17 protein-coding genes are annotated in these 22,357 nt (G+C 70.0%); 7 read left to right on the top strand and 10 right to left on the bottom strand.

Annotated features, from left to right (window positions below; genetic code table 11):
- Nucleotides 1-4: 4 nt before the first annotated feature.
- From J7I97_RS23755 to J7I97_RS23745, 3 genes are all read right to left on the bottom strand, one after another.
- Complete coding sequence (locus tag J7I97_RS23755) at nucleotides 5-583, bottom strand: hypothetical protein (protein WP_374103729.1); 579 nt, start codon at nucleotides 581-583, stop codon at nucleotides 5-7.
- A gap of 241 nt (nucleotides 584-824) precedes the next feature.
- Nucleotides 825-1,736, bottom strand: a complete 912-nt coding sequence (locus tag J7I97_RS23750) for a tRNA (adenine-N1)-methyltransferase (RefSeq protein ID WP_214938188.1) — start codon at nucleotides 1,734-1,736, stop codon at nucleotides 825-827.
- Between the two features lie 18 nt (nucleotides 1,737-1,754).
- Entirely contained in the window at nucleotides 1,755-2,888 is a 1,134-nt protein-coding gene (locus tag J7I97_RS23745; RefSeq protein ID WP_251050957.1) for a site-2 protease family protein, read from the bottom strand.
- A gap of 208 nt (nucleotides 2,889-3,096) precedes the next feature.
- Between J7I97_RS23745 and J7I97_RS23740 the strand changes: the two genes are divergently transcribed.
- Both J7I97_RS23740 and J7I97_RS23735 read left to right on the top strand, forming a co-directional pair.
- On the top strand, nucleotides 3,097-4,017 hold the full coding sequence (locus J7I97_RS23740; RefSeq protein WP_251059106.1) for a RecB family exonuclease: 921 nt from the start codon (nucleotides 3,097-3,099) through the stop codon (nucleotides 4,015-4,017).
- A 65-nt stretch (nucleotides 4,018-4,082) separates the two neighbouring features.
- The gene (locus J7I97_RS23735) at nucleotides 4,083-4,754 is read left to right on the top strand and encodes a response regulator transcription factor (RefSeq protein ID WP_214938184.1); all 672 of its coding nucleotides are present in this window, start codon (nucleotides 4,083-4,085) and stop codon (nucleotides 4,752-4,754) included.
- 100 nt (nucleotides 4,755-4,854) lie between these two features.
- Here J7I97_RS23735 and J7I97_RS23730 read toward each other — a convergent pair whose 3' ends face one another.
- From J7I97_RS23730 to metH, 4 genes are all read right to left on the bottom strand, one after another.
- Nucleotides 4,855-6,438, bottom strand: a complete 1,584-nt coding sequence (locus J7I97_RS23730) for an ABC transporter substrate-binding protein (protein ID WP_214938183.1) — start codon at nucleotides 6,436-6,438, stop codon at nucleotides 4,855-4,857.
- A 71-nt stretch (nucleotides 6,439-6,509) separates the two neighbouring features.
- Complete coding sequence (locus tag J7I97_RS23725) at nucleotides 6,510-8,114, bottom strand: ABC transporter substrate-binding protein (RefSeq protein ID WP_214938181.1); 1,605 nt, start codon at nucleotides 8,112-8,114, stop codon at nucleotides 6,510-6,512.
- A 584-nt stretch (nucleotides 8,115-8,698) separates the two neighbouring features.
- Nucleotides 8,699-9,400 carry an HAD family phosphatase gene (locus J7I97_RS23720; RefSeq protein WP_214938179.1) on the bottom strand — a complete coding sequence of 234 codons (702 nt, stop codon included), beginning with the start codon at nucleotides 9,398-9,400 and terminating at the stop codon, nucleotides 8,699-8,701.
- Between the two features lie 112 nt (nucleotides 9,401-9,512).
- Nucleotides 9,513-13,025, bottom strand: a complete 3,513-nt coding sequence (gene metH / locus J7I97_RS23715) for a methionine synthase (protein WP_214938177.1) — start codon at nucleotides 13,023-13,025, stop codon at nucleotides 9,513-9,515.
- Between the two features lie 239 nt (nucleotides 13,026-13,264).
- Between metH and J7I97_RS23710 the strand changes: the two genes are divergently transcribed.
- The 5 genes from J7I97_RS23710 to J7I97_RS23690 all read left to right on the top strand — a co-directional run bounded on the left by J7I97_RS23710 (nucleotide 13,265) and on the right by J7I97_RS23690 (nucleotide 19,500).
- The gene (locus J7I97_RS23710) at nucleotides 13,265-14,032 is read left to right on the top strand and encodes an IclR family transcriptional regulator (RefSeq protein WP_214938174.1); all 768 of its coding nucleotides are present in this window, start codon (nucleotides 13,265-13,267) and stop codon (nucleotides 14,030-14,032) included.
- A gap of 314 nt (nucleotides 14,033-14,346) precedes the next feature.
- Nucleotides 14,347-15,129, top strand: a complete 783-nt coding sequence (locus J7I97_RS23705) for an MIP/aquaporin family protein (RefSeq protein ID WP_214938172.1) — start codon at nucleotides 14,347-14,349, stop codon at nucleotides 15,127-15,129.
- 73 nt (nucleotides 15,130-15,202) lie between these two features.
- Nucleotides 15,203-16,729 (top strand): glycerol kinase GlpK, encoded by a 1,527-nt coding sequence (gene glpK, locus J7I97_RS23700; RefSeq protein ID WP_214938170.1) that lies wholly within the window; start codon nucleotides 15,203-15,205, stop codon nucleotides 16,727-16,729.
- A gap of 40 nt (nucleotides 16,730-16,769) precedes the next feature.
- Nucleotides 16,770-18,377, top strand: coding sequence for a glycerol-3-phosphate dehydrogenase/oxidase (locus J7I97_RS23695; protein WP_214938168.1), 1,608 nt, complete (start codon nucleotides 16,770-16,772; stop codon nucleotides 18,375-18,377).
- Nucleotides 18,378-18,504: 127 nt separating this feature from the next.
- Nucleotides 18,505-19,500: a PAC2 family protein gene (locus J7I97_RS23690; RefSeq protein ID WP_214938166.1), complete on the top strand. Its 996-nt coding sequence runs from the start codon at nucleotides 18,505-18,507 to the stop codon at nucleotides 19,498-19,500.
- Nucleotides 19,501-19,574: 74 nt separating this feature from the next.
- Here J7I97_RS23690 and mshC read toward each other — a convergent pair whose 3' ends face one another.
- From mshC to J7I97_RS23675, 3 genes are all read right to left on the bottom strand, one after another.
- Nucleotides 19,575-20,804, bottom strand: coding sequence for a cysteine--1-D-myo-inosityl 2-amino-2-deoxy-alpha-D-glucopyranoside ligase (gene mshC / locus J7I97_RS23685; RefSeq protein WP_214938164.1), 1,230 nt, complete (start codon nucleotides 20,802-20,804; stop codon nucleotides 19,575-19,577).
- A 110-nt stretch (nucleotides 20,805-20,914) separates the two neighbouring features.
- Nucleotides 20,915-21,709, bottom strand: coding sequence for an SCO1664 family protein (locus tag J7I97_RS23680; protein WP_214938368.1), 795 nt, complete (start codon nucleotides 21,707-21,709; stop codon nucleotides 20,915-20,917).
- A gap of 5 nt (nucleotides 21,710-21,714) precedes the next feature.
- A complete protein-coding gene (locus tag J7I97_RS23675; RefSeq protein WP_214938162.1) occupies nucleotides 21,715-22,305 on the bottom strand; it encodes a DUF3090 domain-containing protein in 591 nt (196 codons plus the stop codon).
- Between the last annotated feature and the right edge of the window lie 52 nt (nucleotides 22,306-22,357).

Below are 22,357 nucleotides of genomic sequence, written 5' to 3'. Positions count from 1 at the left end.
CGCTTCAAACACGCCTGGCGGCCGAGTCCGTCAGCTCCTGGCGGAATTTTCCGCCGCTCCAGCGCCACTTGGCGAGCTGGTTCTTGTCGGGGCAGCAGCGCGGGATTTCCGGGGCGGAGTAGCCGAGGAGACTCGCGGTGACTGCCCCGTCGCGCACGGTGAGCTCGGTGACGGTCTGCCGCTGCGCGGTGTCGAGCAGGGTGGCCACGACGCGGGGGCGGGCGCCCTCGCTCCGGTCCTGGGTCAGTACGTAGATCGCGTGCGGCGGGGTCCCGGAGCCGGCGTCGCAGCGGACGGCCGCCACGGTCTCGGGCCGTCCGTCGCCGTCGAGGTCGCCCTGCGCGGTGGCCGTGACGGTCTGCGGGGCGCCCTTGCAGTCCAGCGGGTACGCGACCCCTTGCGGGTCCGGGGCGGTCGCCTGCGGGCCGTGTGGGGCGCCGTCCGAGGTCCCGGTGGTGGCGCCGGCGGACGGCTGGAGAACTCCCGCGGCGGCTATGACGGCGGCCATGGCCGTGGCCGTGGCGAGCCAGTGGATGGGCCTGGTGCTGCTGTGCGCCAGTTCCAGCTGCGGGGGGCTGTGCAGCACGCGGGGTGTCTCCTGTGTGAAGGGTGACGGGGAGCCAGCATCGTGCCACACCTCACACCGGGGTGGAACGGCCGGGTCCGGTCGTGACCGGGGCGTAGCCGGGACGTGGGCCGGCGTGTAAGCCGGGGCGTCGGCGGATCGCCTGCCGTGACAACGAAAAGGCGCTGTGGCGCAGTTCCCGCATCTCGGGGGGAACTGCACCACAGCGCCTTCGTGTTGGGGTGGGCGGCCGGCTGGGTCAGCCGCGGTCGCCGGAGCCGCCGGACTGGCTGCCCGGGCCCTCGTAGTCCTCGCCGTACGCGCCCTTGGCGGGACGGCGTCGGCGCATCGGGGGCTCGACGCCGTCCGCGAGGCGGCGGGCGGTGACGAGGAAGCCGGTGTGGCCGATCATCCGGTGATCGGGGCGGACGGCCAGGCCCTCGACGTGCCAGTTGCGGATCATCGATTCCCAGGGCTGCGGCTCGGCGTAGCAGCCGAACTCACGGATGGATTCGACGGTCCGGGCGAGCTGGGTGGTGGTGGCCACGTAGCAGCACAGGATGCCGCCGGGGACCAGCGCCTTGGAGACGGCCTCCAGGCACTCCCAGGGGGCGAGCATGTCGAGGATCACGCGGTCGACGTCGGTGTCGGACAGGTTGTCCTGGAGGTCGCCCACGGTCAGCTGCCACGCGGGGTGCGGGCCGCCGAAGTAGCGCTCGACGTTGGCGGTGGCGATCTCGGCGAAGTCCGCGCGGCGCTCGTAGCTGTGGAGCATGCCCTGGTCGCCGATGGCGCGCAGCAGGAAGCTGCTCAGGGAGCCGGAGCCCACACCTGCCTCCACGACGCGGGCGCCGGGGAAGATGTCGGCGAAGGCCAGGATCTGGCCCGCGTCCTTGGGGTAGACCACGGCGGCACCGCGGGGCATGGACAGGACATAGTCGGGGAGCAGGGGACGCAGCGCGAGGTACGCGACGTTGCCCGTGGTACGGACAACACTGCCCTCGGGAGCACCGATCAGCTCGTCGTGCGGGAAGGAACCCTTGTGGGTGTGGAAATTCTTCCCGGCTTCGAGCGTGAACGTGTAGTGGCGGCCCTTGGGGTCGGTGAGCTGAACCTGGTCCCCGACCTCGAAGGGCCCGCGTCGGCGGGCGGCACCGGTCGGTTCGGACATGTGACCAGTGTATTGGCTTCAGGACTGGGGCCGCGCCATGGCCTTCACGAAGGCCTTTTCGACGTCGAGCGTGGACAGGACGCCGAAGATCTCGCCGCCGGGTTCGAGGACGAGGTACTCGGTGGCGGGGGTGGTGCGGAGGTGGTTGAGGAGTTCTTCGCCGGTGAGGTCGGCCGGGACCCTCATGCCGTCGGTGAGGTCCTGGGCGAGGGTGCTGACGGCGACCCAGGGGCGTCGGTGTTCGGGGACGGAGGCGATGGCGGTCTCGCGGACGATGGCGCTGGGGTCTCCGTGTCCGTCGACGATGACGAGGGCTCGGGCGCCGGCTTCGTTGGCCCGGCGCAGGGCTTCGGAGAGCGGGGTGGAGTTCTCGACGGGGATGGCGCGCCGGGTGAGGGTGCGGGCTCGCAGCTCGGGGAGGTGTTCGCGCAGCCTCGCCATGCGCAGGCTGTTGCCGGCGCCGGTCCAGATGATGGCGGCGAGGATCGCGGCGAGCAGGGCATCCATGACGGTGTCCATGCCGCCGATTTCCGCGGTGCGGTTGCCGAGGACTCCGGTGTGGGTGATCAGCGGCAGTCCGATGAGGACGGTGACGGCGAGGCCGCGGCCGACCCAGGCGGCGGCGACGGTGCCGGCCATGGGCTTGCCGGTGATGCCCCAGATGACGGCGCGGAGCATGCGGCCGCCGTCGAGGGGGAGGCCGGGGAGCAGGTTGAAGGCGGCGACGAGCAGGTTGGAGATCATCAGGCCGGCGAGGAGGACGCCGGGGACGGTGGCCGGATCGACGCCCTTCATGCCGAGGTAGAAGGCGCCGGCGAGGACGAGGGAGAGGAGGGGGCCGACGAAGGCGAGGACGAATTCGCGGCCGGGGGTCTCGGATTCCTTCTCGATCTCGGAGACTCCGCCGAAGAACTGGAGCTGGATGCGGCGCACGGGGAGTTTGAAGCGGAGCGCGGCGACGGTGTGCGCGAGTTCGTGGACCAGCACGGAGGCGTAGAAGGCGACGGCGAAGAAGAGGGAGACGAGGTAGCGGACCGGGCCGAGGTCCGGCAGGACGCGGTCGAGCTGGTCGCCGAAGACCCAGGTGATGAGGGCGGCGACGAGGAACCAGCTGGGCGAGACGTAGACGGGCACGCCGAAGGGGCGGCCCATGAGGATCCCGCCGCCCGGATCGGAGCGCTTGCCTCCGCGCTCGCCGGATGGGTCGGTGTCTGCCACGGCTGTCCTTCGTTCGGTGCTGTCCGACGGGTCGGTTCGTGCCGCGCCGTCGCGCGGGGTGATGCTCCGATCATGCACGGCGAGGGGGTCCGGCGTCGATGGCATGCGCGTGCTGTCGGTGCCGGGTCGTACTGTTTCGGGTATGACGACGCCCCCCGGTTCTGCTCCCGGCGAAGCCGATGCCGCCGCCGCGATGAGCGCTGCCCGGCCCACTTCGCTGTCCCCTTCGCGGGCCAGCGATTTCATGCGGTGCCCGCTGCTGTACCGGTTCAGGGTGATCGACAAGCTGCCGGAGAAGCCGAGTGCGGCGGCGACCCGGGGCACGCTGGTGCACGCGGTGCTGGAGCGGCTCTTCGACCACCCGGCCGATGAGCGGACGGCGCCGCGGGCGAAGGCGCTGATTCCGGGGCAGTGGGACCGGCTGCTGGAGGCGAAGCCGGAGCTGACGGAGCTGTTCCCGGAGGGTGACGCGGGTGCGGGGCTGGCGCGGTGGCTGACGGAGGCCGAGGCGCTGGTGGACCGCTGGTTCACGCTGGAGGACCCGACGCGGCTGGAGCCGGTGGAGCGGGAGTTCTTCGTGGAGACGGAGCTGGAGTCGGGGCTGCGGCTGCGCGGGATCATCGACCGGGTGGATGTGGCGCCGACGGGCGAGGTGCGGATCGTCGACTACAAGACGGGCAAGGCGCCGCGGCCGGAGTACGCCGAGGGCGCGCTGTTCCAGATGAAGTTCTACGCGCTGGTGGTGTGGCGGCTGAAGCAGGTGGTGCCCCGGCGGCTCCAGCTGGTGTACCTGGGCAGCGGGGACGTGCTGACGTACGACCCGGTGGTCGAGGACCTGGAGCGGGTGGAGCGCAAGCTTCTCGCGCTGTGGGAGGCGATCCGGGAGGCCACCGAGACGGGTGACTGGCGGCCGCGGCCGACGAAGCTGTGCGGCTGGTGTGATCACCAGGCGGTGTGTCCGGAATTCGGCGGGACTCCCCCGGCCTATCCTCTGATGATCATCCCGCGGTCCCAGGCGGATGCTGGGGCGGAGGCCGAGGCGGTACGCCCGGCCGATTCCTGATCGCCTGGTCAGGGCAGAATGGGCGGCGTCCGCCGAAGCCGTCCGACGAATACGAGGTAGACCCCGTGGCGATCCGCGTCCTTCTGGTCGACGACCAGCCGCTGCTGCGCACCGGCTTCCGGATGATCCTGGAGGCCGAACAGGACCTGGCGGTGGTCGGTGAGGCCGGGGACGGCCTTCAGGCGCTGGACCAGGTGCGGGCGCTCCAGCCCGACGTGGTCCTGATGGACATCCGGATGCCGCGGATGGACGGGGTGGAGGCGACCCGGCAGATCACCGGGCCGGGGCGGGACGGGCCGGCGAAGGTGCTCGTACTGACCACCTTCGACCTGGACGAGTACGTGGTGGAGGCGCTGCGGGCGGGGGCGAGCGGGTTCCTGCTGAAGGACGCGCCCGCCAATGAGCTGGTGCAGGCGATCCGGGTGGTCGCGGGCGGCGAGGCGATGCTCGCGCCGAGCATCACGCGGCGGCTGCTGGACAAGTACGCGGGGCACCTGCCGTCGGGTGAGGACAACGTCCCGAACGTCCTCGGCACGCTGACGGAGCGCGAGGTCGAGGTGCTGAAGCTGGTGGCCCGGGGCCTGTCGAACGCGGAGATCGCGGCGGACCTGTTCGTGAGCGAGACCACAGTGAAGACGCACGTGGGCCATGTCCTGACGAAGCTGGGCCTGCGCGACCGCGTCCAGGCCGCGGTCTACGCCTACGAGAGCGGCCTGGTCCGCCCCGGCGCCCAGTAACGACACCGCCCGTGGTGTCCGCGGCCGTTGTCCGGCCGAAGACACCACGGGCGAGTGAGCGGGCCCAGTGAGCGGGCCCCGGGAGCGGGCCCCGGGAGGATCAGCCCTTGCTGATCTCCCAGAAGCGGAACACGGTCGACGCGTCCAGGGACCACTGGAGGCCCGTCACGTTCTCGCGGGTGACGGCGTACTGCTTGCCCTGCCAGAGCGGGAGGAGCGGGATCTCGTCGGCGACGATGTCCTGCAGGCGGTTGTAGTCCATGTTGGCCGCGGTGCGGTCGGACTTCGCGGAGGTCGACGGGATGATCGTCCCGGTGATCTCCTTGTTGTCGTAGTTGTTCTGGAGCACGTTGTCCGGGCCGAAGAACGGCTGGGTGAAGTTGTCGGCGTCCGGGTAGTCCGGGACCCAGCCCTTCACGTAGACGCCGTACTTGCCGTCCTGGATGTCCTTCTCGTACTGCTCGAACTCGACGGACTTGACGTCCGCCTCGAACAGGCCGCTCGCGTTGAGCTGCTTGGCGATGAGCTCGAATTCCTGGTCCGTGGACGGACCGTAGCGCGTGGGCGTCGAGTACAGGGTCAGCTTGACCTTGTCCTTGATGTTGGCCGCGCGCAGGACCGCCTTGGCCTTCTCGGGCTGCGGGCTGCCGCCGTAGCGGTCGAAGAAGGCGGTGTTGTGCGAGCCGATGCCGGCCGGGACGACCGAGTACAGGGAGGTCGCGGTGCCGTCGTAGACCTCCTTGACCAGGGCTTCGCGGTCCACGAGGTAGGCGATGGCCTTGCGGACGGGGAGCTTCCCGGCGATCGGGTCGTTCATGTTGAAGACGAGGTGCTGGACTTCGGCGCCGGTACCCGAGACGACCTCGACCTTGTTGTTGCCGGTCTTGGTGGAGGAGAGGCTCGCGATGTCCTTGGCGGCGAGGCCGCGGAAGGCGAAGTCGACGTCTCCGCTTTCGAGGACCTTCTTGAGGGCCGCCTGGTCCTCGTTGAAGAACTTCATGGTCACGCCGTTGTTCTTCGGCTTGGCCTTGCCGGTGTAGGAGTCGTTGACCGAGAAGTTGGCGCTCTTGTCGCTGATGGAGTCCAGCTTGTACACGCCGGAGCCGAACGCCTTGCCGTCGGTGCGGAGCTTGTCGGCCGGGTATTCGGCGTGGTCGACGATGGAGCCCGCGCCCGACGCGATCTTGCTGGGGAAGGTCGCGTCGGAGGTCTTGAGACGGAAGACGACGGTCTTGTCGTCGGGGGTGTCGATGCCGGCGATCGACGAGAGCATCACGGCCGGGCCGTTCTCGTCATTGATCTTCAGCGTGCGCTCGAAGGAGTACTTGACGTCCTTGGAGGTGAGGCTGTGGCCGTTGCTGAACTTCAGGCCGCCGCGCAGGGTGCACTTGTAGACCTTGCTGTCGCCGCCGTCGAAGTTGCAGGACTGCGCGGCGTCGGGCTCCGGGGTGGTGCCGCCCTTGGGAAAGCTCAGCAGGGACTGGAAGACGTTGTTGAAGAGCAGCCAGGATCCCGGGTCGTAGCCCGAAGCGGGGTCGGTGGCCTTCACCTTGTCGGATATGCCCATGACCACACCCTTGCCGCTGCCCGCGGCCGTGCCATCCTGCGAGCCGCAACCGCTGAGCAGCGCGGCGGCGGTGGCTGCGCCGAGCGGGGCCGCCAACCACTGGTTACGTCGAATCACGCGAACGTCCTTCACAGTCGAACTGTCTCGTTGCGCCGGCCTGCGACACCCGCTGCCGGTTGTTGCCGGTTTCAGCCGCTGACTCCGCGGCCGAGCTCCCAGAGCTGGAGGTCGGAGATGGCGTTGACCGACCACTCCACCCCGGTGATTCCGTCGCGTGCGGCGACGTACTGCTTGCCCTGCCACAGGGGCAGGACGGGTACGTCCTCGGCGACGATGTCCTGCATCTCCGTGATCGCGGGCGCGGCGACGTTGCGGTCGACGGCACGCCGGGATTCGGGGATGAGCTTGGTGCGCACCGCCGCGTTGGCGTACGGCGTGCCCAGGAAGTTGTCCTGCTCCAGGAAGGGAGCGAGGAAGTTGTCGGCGTCCGGGTAGTCGGGGAACCAGCCGAGCCCGTAGGCGGCGTAGTCGCCCTTCTTCTGGGCGGGCCGGAAGTCGGACCAGTCGCTGCCCTGGACGGTGATGTCGAAGAGCTGAGTGGAGTTCAGCTGGGTCTTGAGGGCCTCGAACTCGGCGGCCGTGCCGTCGCCGTAGTGGTCGGCGGTGTAGTTCAGCGTCAGCTTGACCGGGGTCTTGATCCCCGCGTCCTTCAGCAGGGCCGCGGCCTTGGCGGTGTTGGCCTCGCCGTACTTGTTGAAGAACGAGTTGACGTGGCCGGGCACGGTGGTGGGGACGAGGGAGTACAGGGGCTGTGCGGCCTTGCCGTAGACCTTGGAGATGAGGCCGTTGCGGTCGACGGCGGCGGCGAGGGCCTGGCGTACGGCCTTGTCCTTGACGACCGGGGCCTCGGTGTTGAAGCCGAGGTAGCGGATCTCCAGGCCGGGCATCGGGACCAGCTTGACGCCCTTGGGCGGCTTGGCCGAGAACTCGGTGATCTGGGCGGGCGACAGGGTCCGGGAGACCACGTGGACGGAGCCCTTGGCGAGGGCCTTGCCCATGGCGTCTGAGTCGGCGAAGGCGCGCAGTTCGACCTTGTCGTTCTGGAGCTTGATGTCGCCCTTGTAGTTCGGGTTCTTGGTGAAGACGGCCCGGACGAGGTGGTTTTCCTTGACCTCGGCCTTCATCGTGTAGGGGCCGGAGCCGTCTACGGAGAAACCCTCGCGGAGCTTCTTGGCGTCGTAGTTCTTCTCGCTGACGATGCCGGCGGCCGGGGTGGAGAGCTTGTACGGGAAGATCGCGTCCGGGGTCTTCAGGTGGAAGACGACGGTGTCGGCGCCCTTGACCTCGACGGTGTCGAGGGTGGAGAGCAGCGAGGACGGGCCGTTCTCGTCCTTGATGGCGAGGACGCGTTCGATGGAGAACTTGACGTCCTTGGCGGTGAGCGGGTCGCCGTTCGCGAACTTCAGCCCGGGGCGCAGGGTGCAGCGGTAGCTCTCGTTGCCGGTGTCGGTGAAGCGGCAGTCGGAGGCCGCTTCGGGGACGGGCTGGCCGCCGCCGCGTGGGGTGTGCATCAGCGTCTGGACGGTCTGGCGCAGTACGTTCCAGGCTCCGGCGTCGTAGGCGTAGGCCGGGTCGAACGGGGCGGGGGCGTAGTCGGCGGCCTCGAACCGATCGGTGGTCCCGACGACGATCGCTCCGGATCCCGCTCCTCCGCCGGTCGCCGTACCGCATGCGGCCAGCGCGGGGGTGAGCAGTCCGGCCGCGGCCGTCAGCACCATGGTCTTGCGGTTCATGCTGGAAGTACTCCCTCGACCGGCACTTGCTCAAAGCGGCGTAGAGGGCACTCGCGGCGGTCGCCCGTTCAGGGCGGAACGATCGGGCCGGTGTTGTGACGATCGGTCCACACGCGTCCCGGCACAGGGGTGTGTGTCCGGTACGGCTGAGGTGCGGCGTAGTGCCCGCTTCGACATTAGTGGTCTGGGAGGGGATGGCTTGAACTGGCAGGACTTGGGGCGTAATCGCACGGTGATGGGTGCGGACTGGCTGTCTATGTGGGGTGACCGCAGATTCGGTCAGGAGCTGATCAATCCGGACACAAGGGCAGCTTCCAGAACCCCCGGACAGGTGTGTCCGGAGGTTGGCGGGTGACAAAGGTCACCTGGCACGGCTGCCACGGAAAGGATGGAATTTCAGCCTCCGCGCCATGGAACGGAAGATCCATCCGCTGGATCCCGGCATGGCGGGTGTTTTGTTCGGCACGGAGCGTGTGCGCTCGGCTCGGCCAGCAGCCGCTCGGTCCGGCTCCGTTCAGCTCGGCCCGTTCAGCTCGGCCCGTTCAGCTCGGCTCGGGCTCAGCCGGCGCAGTCCACCGGAGGGCTTAGTTCATCGGGGCGATGAGGGAGCGCAGGAACGTCAGGTCGACGTCTTCCAGCGAGCGGACGATCGTACGGCCCGGGGCGGCCGGGATCAGGCCGACCGAGGGGACGGCCACGACCCGGCAGCCGGCGGCCTCGGCGGCGGCGACCCCGGTGGCGGTGTCCTCGATGACCGCGCAGCGCGAGGGATGCGCGCCGAGGGTGCGGGCGGCGATCAGGTACGGGTCGGGGTGCGGCTTGGTGCGGGTGACCTCGTCGCCGGCCACGCTCAGTGCGAACCGCTCGGGGCCGAGGGAGCGCAGCACCCGGTCGATGACCCGGCGGTGCGAGGCGGAGACGAGGGCGGTGGGCACGTTGTGCCGGGCCAGCTCGGCCAGCAGCCGCTCGGCGCCGGGCATGAGCGGCACCTGGTCGGCGATGCGGGCCTCGAAGCGCTCGTTGAGCAGCACGCTGAGCTCGGCGAGGCCGATGTCCGCGCCGGTCGCCTCGATGAGGAAGGTGGCACTGCGGCTCATCGGGCCGCCGACGACGACGTCCCGCCAGGCCTCGTCGAGCCGGTGGCCGAGCTCGTGGAAGATCTCCGCCTCGATCTCCCACCAGAATCCCTCGGTGTCGACGAGGGTGCCGTCCATGTCCAGCAGCACCGCCTGGAGGGCATGCCCGTCGGCCGTACGGGCGACGGGGGCGGGAACGGTGCTGGTCATCCGGCACACCTCTCTCAGGGGACGAGAAGGCCGGCCGCCTCTTCCCCATGGGCATCCCCCGGGGAACAGGCGACCGGCCTGTATGGGACCGACAAGTGTACGTCGGCCCGCCTCAGCGTGCGTTGAAATACTTCGCTTCGGGGTGGTGAATCACGATGGCGTCGGTGGACTGCTCGGGGTGGAGCTGGAACTCCTCCGACAGGTGGACCCCGATCCGCTCCGGCTGGAGCAGCTCGGCGATCTTGGCACGGTCCTCCAGGTCGGGGCAGGCGCCGTAGCCGAGCGAGAAGCGGGCTCCGCGGTACTTGAGGTCGAACATGTCTTCGACCTTGGCGGGGTCCTCGCCGGCGAATCCGAGCTCGGCGCGGACCCGGGCGTGCCAGTACTCGGCCATGGCCTCGGCGAGCTGGACGGACAGGCCGTGCAGTTCCAGGTACTCGCGGTAGGAGTCGGACTCGAACAGCTTGGCCGTGGCCTCGCCGATCTTCGACCCGACGGTAACCACCTGGAGGCCGACCACGTCGGTCTCGCCGGACTCCTCGGGGCGGAAGAAGTCCGCGAGGCACAGGCGCCGGCCGCGGCGCTGGCGCGGGAAGGTGAAGCGGGTCCGCTCGTTGCCCGCCTCGTCCAGGATGATCAGGTCCTCGCCCTTGGAGACGCAGGGGAAGTACCCGTAGACGACGGCCGCCTCGAGCAGGTTCTCGGTGTGCAGCTTGTCGAGGAGGCCGCGCAGCCGCGGCCGGCCCTCGGTCTCGACGAGCTCCTCGTACGTGGCCCCGCCCGCGCGGGCCTGCTTGAGGCCCCACTGGCCCTTGAACAGGGCGCCCTCGTCCAGCCAGGAGGCGTAGTCCTTGAGCGGGATGCCCTTGACCACGCGGGTGCCCCAGAACGGCGGGGTGGGGACCGGGTTGTCGGTGGAGGTGTCGGAGCGGCCGCCGGGCTCCTCCCGCTCGTCCAGGTCGAGGACGGGCGTGTCCCGCTTGGCGACGCGGCGCTGCTTGAGCTCGGGGAGGGAGGCGCCGGGGACGCCCCGCTTGACGGCGATCAGGGCGTCCATCAGGCGCAGCCCCTCGAAGGCGTCGCGGGCGTAGCGGACCTCGCCCTCGTAGATCTCGTGCAGGTCCTGCTCGACGTAGGCGCGGGTGAGGGCGGCGCCGCCGAGGATCACCGGGTAGTCGGCCGCCAGCTTGCGCTGGTTCAGCTCCTCCAGGTTCTCCTTCATGATCACGGTCGACTTCACCAGCAGGCCGGACATGCCGATGACGTCGGCCTTGTGTTCCTGGGCGGCTTCGAGGATCGCGGAGACCGGCTGCTTGATGCCGATGTTGACGACGTTGTAGCCGTTGTTGGTCAGGATGATGTCGACGAGGTTCTTGCCGATGTCGTGGACGTCGCCGCGGACGGTGGCCAGCACGATCGTGCCCTTGCCGTCGTCGTCCGTCTTCTCCATGTGCGGTTCGAGGTAGGCCACGGCGGTCTTCATGACCTCGGCCGACTGGAGGACGAATGGCAGCTGCATCTGGCCCGAGCCGAAGAGCTCGCCGACGACCTTCATCCCCTCAAGGAGAGTGTCGTTGACGATGTCGAGGGCGGGGCGGGTCTGGAGGGCCTCGCCGAGGTCGGCCTCCAGGCCGTTCTTCTCGCCGTCGATGATGCGGCGCTGGAGGCGCTCGTCCAGCGGCAGGGCCATGAGCTCCTCGGCGCGGCCCGCCTTGAGGGACTTGGTGTTGACGCCCTCGAACAGCGCCATCAGCTTCTGCAGCGGGTCGTAGCCCTCCGCACGCCGGTCGTAGATCAGGTCCAGGGCGGTGCCCACCTGCTCGTCGTCGAACCGTGCGATGGGCAGGATCTTGGACGCGTGGACGATCGCCGAGTCCAGGCCTGCCTTCACGCACTCGTCGAGGAAGACGGAGTTCAGCAGGACGCGGGCGGCCGGGTTGAGCCCGAAGGAGATGTTGGACAGGCCGAGGGTGGTCTGGACGTCCGGGTGGCGGCGCTTGAGCTCGCGGATCGCCTCGATCGTCGCGATGCCGTCCTTGCGGGACTCCTCCTGGCCGGTGCAGATCGTGAAGGTCAGGGTGTCGATGAGGATGTCCGACTCGTGGATCCCCCAGTTCCCCGTCAGGTCCTCGATGAGCCGCTGGGCGATGGCGACCTTGTGTTCGACGGTGCGGGCCTGGCCCTCCTCGTCGATGGTCAGCGCGATCAGCGCGGCGCCGTGCTCCTGGGCCAGTCGGGTGACCTTCGCGAAGCGGGACTCAGGGCCGTCGCCGTCCTCGTAGTTCACCGAGTTGATCACGGCGCGGCCGCCGAGCTTCTCCAGACCCGCCTTGATGACGGGAACCTCGGTGGAGTCCAGGACGATCGGCAGCGTCGAGGCGGTGGCGAAGCGGCCGGCCAGCTCCTCCATGTCGGCGACACCGTCGCGGCCCACGTAGTCCACGCACAGGTCGAGCATGTGCGCGCCCTCGCGGATCTGGTCGCGCGCCATCTCCACGCAGTCGTCCCAGCGGGCCTCCAGCATGGCCTCGCGGAACTTCTTCGACCCGTTGGCGTTCGTCCGCTCGCCGATCGCCATGTACGAGGTGTCCTGGCGGAACGGCACCGTCTGGTACAGCGAGGACGCGCCCGGCTCGGGGCGGGGCTCACGGGCGACCGGGTTCAGGCCGCGGACCCGCTCCACGACCTGGCGCAGGTGCTCGGGCGTCGTACCGCAGCAGCCGCCGACCAGCGAGAGGCCGTACTCACGGACGAAGGTCTCCTGGGCGTCGGCGAGCTCGCTCGCGGACAGCGGGTAGTGCGCGCCGTTCTTGCCGAGGACGGGGAGGCCGGCGTTCGGCATGCAGGAGAGCGGGACGCGGGAGTTGCGCGCGAGGTAGCGCAGGTGCTCGCTCATCTCGGCGGGGCCGGTGGCGCAGTTCAGGCCGATCATGTCGATGCCGAGCGGCTCCAGCGAGGTGAGGGCCGCGCCGATCTCCGAGCCGAGCAGCATCGTGCCGGTGGTCTCCACGGTCACGGAGCAGATCAGCGGGACGGAGATGCCCAGTGCCTCCATGGCGCGCCGGGCGCCGATGACGGAGGACTTGGTCTGGAGCAGGTCCTGGGTGGTCTCGACGAGGAGGGCGTCGGCGCCGCCGGAGAGCAGGCCCTCGGCGTTGACCTGGTAAGCGTCGCGGATCGTCGCGTAGTCGATGTGGCCGAGGGTGGGCAGCTTGGTGCCGGGGCCCATGGAGCCGAGCACCCAGCGCTGCTGTCCGGTGGAGGCGGTGAACTCGTCAGCGACTTCGCGGGCGATGCGGGCGCCGGACTCCGAGAGCTCGAAGTTGCGCTCGGCGATGTCGTACTCGGCGAGGGCGGCGAAGTTTGCGCCGAACGTGTTGGTCTCCACACAGTCCACGCCGACGGAGAAGTACTCCTGGTGCACGGAGCGCACGATGTCGGGGCGGGTCATGTTGAGGACCTCGTTGCAGCCTTCGAGGTTCTGGAAGTCCTCAAGGGTGGGGTCCTGTGCCTGGAGCATCGTTCCCATGGCTCCGTCGGCCACGACCACGCGGGTGGCGAGCGCCTCTCGGAGGGCGTCCGCCCGGGTCTGGGGGTCAGCGGGCAGGTTCGGCAACGAGGCCATGGTTGAGCTCCCTGGAATGCGACGGCTGTCGGCTTTACACCCCTTCTGTCTCAAGGGTGCACGCGGTCAGGTTAACCGCGCGGCGTCAACCCCGGTGGAGGCGTCCCACGTGGCGGACTGCATTCTGTGCGCAGGGGTGTCCGAAACTACTCCGTCCGAGGACCGCCCACCGATGCACAAGGTCGACATCGACCGATACTGTTCAGCATTGTCGAACTACGTCAGCAGGAGGCTGCGCGATGGCACGGAACATCCAGTCGCTCGAACGAGCCGCTGCGATGCTGCGGCTCCTGGCCGGCGGTGAGCGCCGGCTGGGCCTGTCGGACGTGGCCTCCTCACTCGGGCTCGCCAAGGGCACCGCGCACGGGATCCTGCGCACCCTCCAGGCCGAGGGCTTCGTGGAGCAGGACCCGGCCTCCGGCCGCTATCAGCTCGGCGCGGAGCTGCTGCGCCTGGGCAACAGCTATCTGGACGTCCACGAGCTGCGCGCCCGCGCCCTGGTGTGGACGGACGACCTGGCCCGGGCGAGCGGCGAGAGCGTGTACGTGGGGGTGCTCCACCAGAGCGGGGTGCTGATCATGCACCACGTGTTCCGGCCGGACGACAGCCGCCAGGTGCTGGAGGTGGGGGCCATGCAGCCGCTGCACTCGACCGCGCTGGGCAAGGTGCTGTCGGCCTACGACCCGGTCGCCCACACCCAGGCCGTGGAGGTGGAGCGGGAGGTGTTCACGCCCCGTACGGTCACGGACGCCGCCGGCTTCGAGGCCGAGCTGGACCTGACCCGGGCGCGCGGCTGGGCCTCCGACGTCGAGGAGACGTGGGACGGCATCGCCTCGGTGGCCGCGCCGATCCACGACCGGCGGCGGATGCCGGTCGGCGCGGTGGCCCTCGCGGGGGCCGTGGAGCGGGTCTGCGGGGAGACGGGTGAACCCCGGGCGGCCCTGGTGGCTTCGGTCCGGGACTGCGCGAGGGCGGTTTCGCGCGACCTTGGCGCGGGCCGGTTCTGACCTTGCTTTGACCACACCCATGGCCGAAACATGCGCCATCAGGGTGCATTTAGTCATTTCCTGACCATCGAATGGCCGGATTTGGGCGATCGTACCGTGTGGTAACGATCCGGCATTTGACCTGGCCAACCCTTGACGCGTTCTTCACCCGGGCGGAAAACTGCCGTTCATCGGTCGGCATTGTCGAACACCTACCGGCAATACGCGTTAGGGTGTGGCAAGGCCAAGGACCGGTGCAGCACTCACCGAGTGCGTGGACCACCGGAGGGACCCGGTGTCCGCCCACCCCTGGACGTAAGACAAAGGAGTCGCGGGTGTCCAGCTCCGACATCTTCATCGGCGAGACCATCGGTACCGCCCTGCTCACACTGCTCGGCGGTGGCGTCTGCGCCGCCGTGACACTCAAGAGCTCCAAGGCCCGGAACGCGGGCTGGCTCGCGATCACCTTCGGCTGGGGTTTCGCCGTACTGATCGCCGCCTACGTGTCCGCCCCGCTCTCCGGTGCGCACCTCAACCCGGCGGTCACCGTCGGCCTCGCCGTCAAGAACGGCGACTGGAGCGACGTACCGGTCTACTTCGCCGGCCAGCTGCTCGGCGCCATGCTCGGTGCGGTCCTGATGTGGGTCACCTACTACGGCCAGTTCCGGGTGCACCTCGCTGACCCGGAGCACATCCGCGACGCCAAGCTCGGCCCGGAGGACCCGCACCCGCACGACAAGGCGGGCCCGGTGCTCGGCATCTTCTCGACCGGCCCCGAGATCCGCAACGTGGTCCAGAACCTCGCCACCGAGATCATCGGCACGGCCGTCCTGGTGCTGGCGATCCTCACCCAGGGTCTCCAGGGCGACGGCAAGGGCCTCGGCGTCATCGGCGTCCTGATCACCTCCTTCGTGGTCGTCGGCATCGGCCTGTCGCTCGGCGGTCCGACCGGCTACGCCATCAACCCGGTGCGCGACCTCGGTCCGCGCATCGTGCACGCCCTTCTTCCGCTGCCCAACAAGGGCGGCTCGGACTGGTCCTACTCCTGGATCCCGGTCGTCGGCCCGCTCGTCGGTGCCGCTGTCGCCGGTGGTCTGTACAACATCGCGTTCGCCTGATCAGCTCGGCACGTTTCGCAAGATCCGCACCGCCCCCTGATTCCGCCTACTCAGACCTGCCAGGAGCAGCCACATGACCAGCAGCACCGGCCCCTTCATCGCCGCGATCGACCAGGGCACCACCTCCTCCCGCTGCATCGTGTTCGACCGCGACGGCCGCATCGTCGCCGTCGACCAGAAGGAGCACGAGCAGATCTTCCCGAAGCCGGGCTGGGTCGAGCACGACGCCACCGAGATCTGGACCAACGTCCAGGAGGTCGTCGCCGGGGCCATCGCCAAGGCCGAGATCACGGCCGCCGACGTCAAGGCCGTCGGCATCACCAACCAGCGCGAGACCACCGTCCTGTGGGACAAGAACACCGGTGAGCCGGTGCACAACGCGCTGGTCTGGCAGGACACCCGCACCGACGCCCTGTGCAAGGAGCTCGGCCGCAACGTCGGCCAGGACCGCTTCCGCCGCGAGACGGGCCTGCCGCTCGCCTCGTACTTCGCCGGCCCCAAGGTCCGCTGGCTGCTCGACAACGTCGAGGGCCTGCGCGAGCGCGCCGAGGCCGGGGACATCCTCTTCGGCACCATGGACTCGTGGGTCATCTGGAACCTCACCGGCGGCGCCGAGGGCGGTGTGCACGTCACCGACGTCACCAACGCCTCGCGCACCATGCTGATGAACCTCCACACGCTGGCCTGGGACGAGAAGATCGCGGAGTCCATGGCGGTCCCGCTCAACGTCCTCCCCGAGATCAAGTCCTCCGCCGAGGTCTACGGCCACGTCAAGGACGGCGTCCTCGCCGGCGTCCCGGTCGCCTCGGCGCTCGGTGACCAGCAGGCCGCGCTGTTCGGCCAGACCTGTTTCGCCGAGGGCGAGGCCAAGTCCACCTACGGCACCGGAACGTTCATGCTGATGAACACCGGCGACAAGATCATCAACTCCTACAGCGGCCTGCTGACCACGGTCGGCTACCAGATCGGCGACGAGAAGCCGGTCTACGCGCTGGAGGGCTCCATCGCCGTCACCGGCTCGCTCGTCCAGTGGATGCGCGACCAGATGGGCCTGATCAAGTCCGCGGCCGAGATCGAGACGCTGGCCTCCTCCGTCGAGGACAACGGCGGCGCCTACTTCGTACCGGCATTCTCCGGCCTGTTCGCCCCGTACTGGCGCTCCGACGCCCGCGGTGTGATCGCCGGCCTGACCCGGTACGTCACCAAGGCGCACATCGCCCGTGCCGTCCTGGAGGCCACCGCCTGGCAGACCCGCGAGATCACCGACGCCATGACCAAGGACTCGGGCGTCGAGCTCACGGCCCTCAAGGTCGACGGCGGCATGACCTCCAACAACCTGCTGATGCAGACGCTCTCGGACTTCCTGGACGCCCCCGTGGTCCGTCCGATGGTCGCCGAGACCACCTGCCTCGGCGCCGCCTACGCCGCCGGCCTGGCCGTCGGCTTCTGGCCCGACACCGACGCCCTGCGCGCCAACTGGCGCCGCGCGGCGGAGTGGACCCCGCGGATGCCCGCCGAGCAGCGGGACCGCGAGTACAAGAGCTGGCTCAAGGCCGTGGAGCGGTCCATGGGCTGGGTCGACGACGAAGACGCCAGCTGACCGCACCAGCTGAGTCAACCGAGTAGGAGCTAAGAGAGATATGAGCAGCCTGCAGAGCGTTCCCACGCTGGGTACGCACCCGACCGCCGGTTCCCACGCGAGCCGCGCCGAGACCCGCGAGCAGCTGGCCAAGGCCACGTACGACCTGCTGGTCATCGGCGGTGGAATCCTGGGCACCTCGGTGGCCTGGCATGCCGCGCAGTCGGGTCTGCGGGTCGCCATGGTGGACGCCGGCGACTTCGCCGGTGCCACCTCCTCGGCCTCCTCCAAGCTCGTCCACGGTGGTCTTCGCTACCTGCAGACCGGCGCGGTCAAGCTGGTCGCGGAGAACCACCACGAGCGCCGGGTGCTGGCCAAGGACGTGGCCCCGCACCTGGTCAACCCGCTCACCTTCTACCTGCCCGTCTACAAGGGCGGTCCGGTGGGCGCGGCGAAGCTGGGCGCGGGCGTCTTCGCGTACTCGGCGCTCTCCGCCTTCGGCGACGGCATGGGCAAGGTCATATCCCCGGCCCGCGCCGCCGCCGACAACCCGGGCCTGAAGACGGACAACCTCAAGGCCGTCGCGGTCTACTACGACCACCAGATGAACGACTCCCGCGTCGCCGTCATGACGGTCCGCGCGGCCGTCGAGTCGGGCGCGGTCGTCCTGAACCACGCCGAGGTCACCGGCCTGCGCATGACGCACGGCCGGGTCACCGGTGCCGAGCTCAAGGACCGCCTGGACGGTACCGAGTTCGGGGTCGACGCACGCGTCGTGCTCAACGCCACCGGCCCGTGGGTGGACCACCTGCGGCGCATGGAAGACAAGCACTCGATGCCGTCGATCCGCCTTTCCAAGGGCGCGCACATCGTGCTGAAGCGCAAGTCGCCGTGGAAGGCCGCCATGGCCACCCCGATCGACAAGTACCGGATCACCTTCGCGCTCCCGTGGGAGGACCAGCTCCTCCTCGGCACGACCGACGAGAAGTACGAGGGCGACCCGGCGGACGTGCGCGCCACCGAGTCCGACATCCAGCAGATCCTCGACGAGGCGGCGTTCTCCGTGAACGACGCGGACCTCGACCGGTCTCTGATGACGTACGCCTTCGCGGGCCTGCGGGTGCTGCCCGGCGGCCCCGGCGGGGTCGAGAAGGCCAAGCGCGAGACGGTCGTCTCCGAGGGCCGCGGCGGCATGCTGTCGGTCGCCGGCGGCAAGTGGACGACGTACCGCCACATCGGCCGCGTGGTCATGGACAAGCTGGCGAAGCTCCCGGGCAGCCCGCTGACCGAGGACATGGAGCCGGTGAAGTCGCTCGTACGCCGGATCGCACTGCCCGGTGTCGCCAACCCGAACGCGGTCGCGCACCGGCTGCTGGTGGACCGGGAGCCGGGCACGCGGATGGACCCGCTGACCGCCCGCCACCTGGCCTCCCACTACGGCTCGCTGGCCTTCGACATCGCGCGTCTCGCGAACGAGGACCCGGCGCTCGCCGAGCGGATCCACCCGGACGGGCCGGAGATCTGGGCGCAGGTCGCCTACGCCCGGGACAACGAGTGGGCCGAGACGGTCGACGACGTGCTGCGCCGCCGTACGACGGTGACGGTCCGCGGCCTGGACGACGCGTCCGTGCGCGCCCGGGTCGAGGAGATGCTGAGCCGTAAGGCATAGCTGCCGGGCAGGTGGGGAAGAGGGGCGGCTCCGAGGGGAACCGCCCCTCTGTCGTGGGCTGTGGCTGGCGTCGTAACAAGGCTTAGGCTGACCCACGTACACAAGGGAACTTCGGAAGGAGACCTGGGTGATCGAGCTTGAGGGCGTGCCCGAGCTGATCGACCCGGTCATGGTGGCCGCGTTCGAGGGCTGGAACGACGCGGGTGACGCGGCCTCCGGTGCGGTCGCGCACCTGGACCGGGAGTGGAAGGGCGAGGTCTTCGCGGCGCTGGACGCCGAGGACTACTACGACTTCCAGGTCAACCGGCCGACGGTGTGGCTGGACAACGGGGTGCGGAAGATCACTTGGCCGACGACTCGGCTGTCGGTGGTCCGGATCGGCGGCGCCAAGCCGCGCGACCTGGTGCTGGTGCGCGGGATCGAACCGTCCATGCGGTGGCGGTCGTTCTGCAACGAGATCCTCGGCTTCGCGCACGAACTGGGCGTGGAGATGGTGGTCGTCCTGGGCGCGCTGCTCGGGGACACCCCGCACACGCGGCCGGTCCCGGTGAGCGGTGTCACGTCGGATGCGGATCTGGCGCGGACGATGGACCTGGAGGAGACCCGGTACGAGGGGCCCACGGGGATCGTGGGCGTGCTCCAAGAGGCCTGTACGCACGCGGGTGTTCCGGCGGTGTCGCTGTGGGCGGCGGTCCCCCACTACGTCTCGCAGCCCCCGAACCCGAAGGCGACGCTGGCACTCCTCAACCGGCTGGAGGACCTGATCGACATCAGGATCCCGCTGGGCGAACTGCCGGAGGACGCGCGGGCCTGGCAGCTGGGCGTGGACCAACTGGCCGCCGAGGACAGCGAGGTGGCGGAGTACGTTCAGACACTGGAGGAGGCACGGGACACGGCGGACCTGCCGGAGGCGTCCGGGGACGCCATCGCCCGGGAGTTCGAGCGCTATCTGCGCCGCCGCGACCCGGCGTCGGAGGCCGGCGACACCTCGTACCTGCGCGACACCTCCAGCGGCCTGACCCGGCCCCCCAAGCGCAAACCGGACCCCGAGCCCGGCCCCGCCGGCGATGAGCCGCCCCAGCCCCCCGCCACCCCGGACGAGGGCGAGACCCCGGAGACGTAGCCCGGCACGGGCACGGCATGGCGATGCCCCCAGGCCCGGTGGGGCGCTGGGGGCATCGGGGGTGTGTGGGTGGGTTACAGGGCTACGCCCAGGAGGGCGTCCACCGTGCGGGAGACCAGGCCCGGGGCCGACTCGTCGTCGCCGTCCGAGGTGTTCTGGGCGTCCACCCAGCGGTCCACCGCCGCGAGCGCGGCCGGCGCGTCCAGGTCGTTCGACAGGGCCTCGCGGACCTCCTCGACCACCCCGTCCGCCGGCAGGCCGTCCGGCCGGGACACCGCCGCGCGCCAGCGCTCCAGGCGGGCCACCGCCTCGGCGAGAACGTCGTCCGTCCACTCCCAGTCGTCCCGGTAGTGGTGCGAGAGAAGGGCCAGGCGGATCGCCGCCGGGTCCACCCCCGCACGCCGCAGGGCCGAGACGAAGACCAGGTTGCCCTTCGACTTCGACATCTTCGCGCCGTGCAGGGCCACCATGCCGGCGTGGACGTACGCCTTGGCCATCGGGAACTCACCCGTCAGCGCCTGCGCGTGCGACGCGCCCATCTCGTGGTGCGGGAACGCCAGGTCGGACCCGCCGCCCTGGATGTCGAAGCCCATGCCCAGGTGGTCCAGGGCAATGGCGACGCACTCGATGTGCCAGCCCGGCCGGCCGCGGCCCAGCGAGCCGCCGTCCCAGCTCGGCTCGCCCGGACGCGCGGCCATCCACAGCATCGGGTCGAGCGGGTTCTTCTTCCCCGGGCGGTCCGGGTCACCGCCGCGCTCCGCCGAGAGCAGGCGCATGGCCTCCGCGTCCAGGTTCGAGACCTGGCCGAAGTGCGGATCGGCTTCCACCGAGAAGTAGACGTCGCCTTCCAGGTCGTACGCCGCGCCCGCGTCCCGCAGCCGCTCCACCAGCGGCACGATGCCCGGTATGGCCTCGACGGCTCCGATGTAGTGCTGCGGCGGCAGCATCCGCAGGGCGGTCATGTCCTCGCGGAAGAGGGCCGTCTCGCGTTCCGCGAGCTCGGTCCAGTCGTGGCCGTCGCGCAGCGCCCGCTCCAGCAGCGGATCGTCCACGTCCGTGACGTTCTGGACGTAGTGGACCTGCCGCTTGGTGTCGAGCCACACGCGCTGAACGAGGTCGAACGCGTTGTAGGTCGCCGCGTGACCGATATGGGTCGCGTCGTACGGAGTGATGCCGCAGACGTAGATACGGGCGACGGGACCGGGGGCGAGGGTGATCGTCCCCTGGGTCGCGGTGTCGTGGATCTGGAGGTCGCGGCCCTTGCCAGGCAGGGCGGGGACCTCAGAAGCGGGCCAGGCATGCATGCCACGAGCCTAACCGGACGGGTGTTCCGAAAACGAACTGGACCTGCACTGTTGGCTTGATCGGCACTCTTGCGATCTGGCCTGTTCTATGCGTATGCGGCGTGGGCGGATCAGACCGGCGGCCACGGGATCGCCGGCCACTGTCCGGACGGCTCCGGGTGGGTTCCGGTGCGCAGCAGCTGGGCCACCCGGTCCCGTACGGCGGCCAGCTCGACGGCGGTGATCAGTTCGGCCAGCCGGGTGGCCAGCGGGCCTCCGTCGGCCAGCTGGGCTTCGAGGTCGGCCAGCACAGACCGCGCCTCTTCCGTCAGCGGCTCCCCCGCCCACCCCCACAGCAGGGTGCGCAGCTTGTCCTCGCTGTGGAAGGTCACGCCGTGATCGATGCCGTAGAGCCGCCCGTCGGGCGCGGGCAGCAGGTGGCCGCCCTTGCGGTCGCCGTTGTTGATCACTGCGTCCAGGACGGCGAGCCGCCGCAGCCGCGGGTCGTCGGCGTGGACGAGCAGCGCGGTGCGGCCCTCCCCCACCTCGGCGAGCGCGACGGCCTTCCAGCCCTCTCCCGCCTCCTCGCCCTCGACGAGCGCGAGGAGTCCGGCCTCGGGCGACTCGCCCGCGTCGATCCAGTACTGGACCATGCCCTCGCCGTAGGGCCCGTCGCGCAGCACGGTGGCGGGCACCAGGCCCCACCCCGTGGCCTCGGAGACCAGGTAGGCGGCGCGCTCGCGCTGGGCGAGGTTCCCGTCGGGGAAGTCCCACAGCGGCCGCTCGCCCTTGACCGGCTTGTACACACAGTCGGCGCTGACGCCCTCGTACATGACACTGCACAGCAGCACCGCGTTGGACGCCTCGCGGATCCGGCCGCGCACGGTGAGCTCACCCCGGGTGAGCAGTTCCTCGATCGGGGTCACGGCGCTCACGCCTGGCGCCGGTACCCGTTCTGGCGCGGACACACATGCCCCTCGGGGTCCAGCGGCAGACTGCACAGCGGGCACGGCGGCCGGCCCGCGTTGACCACGTCCAGGGCCCGCTTGGCGAAGGCCCGGGCCTGGGCGCCGGAGAGGCGGACCCGCAGCATCGGCGGGCCGTTCTCCTCGTCCTGGAGGAGCCGCTCCTCCGCCTCGGCGAGATCCTCGTCCGACTCGGCCTCGACCTCCACCAGGGCCTGCGCCTCGACGATCATCCGCTGTTCCTCGCCGTCCCAGGCCAGGGCCATGGTGCCGACGCGGAACTCCTCCTCGACCGGCACGTCGAGCGGCGCGGTGTCGGCGGCCTCGGCGGGGGCCATGGCCGGCACCGGGGCATTGCCGCCGGTGCGCCGTACGACCTCGTCCAGCAGCTCGTCCATCCGCTCGGCCAGCGCCGCTACCTGGGTCTTCTCCAGGGAGACACTGGTGACCCGGGGCCCGGAGGAGGCCTGGAGGAAGAACGTACGGCGTCCAGGCAGACCGACCGTACCGGCCACGAAGCGGTCCGGCGGGTCGTAGAGGAACACCTGACGGGGCACCTTCGGTCTCCAAGTCTCGGCGGCAGGGGCATGGCTGCGCACTTGTGTTGGC

Source organism: Streptomyces sp. ISL-87 (assembly GCF_018614095.1).
In the GTDB taxonomy this organism is placed as follows: domain Bacteria; phylum Actinomycetota; class Actinomycetes; order Streptomycetales; family Streptomycetaceae; genus Streptomyces.
Note: the sequence above shows the minus strand (reverse complement) of the source record. Positions and strands in the feature narration are given on the sequence as shown.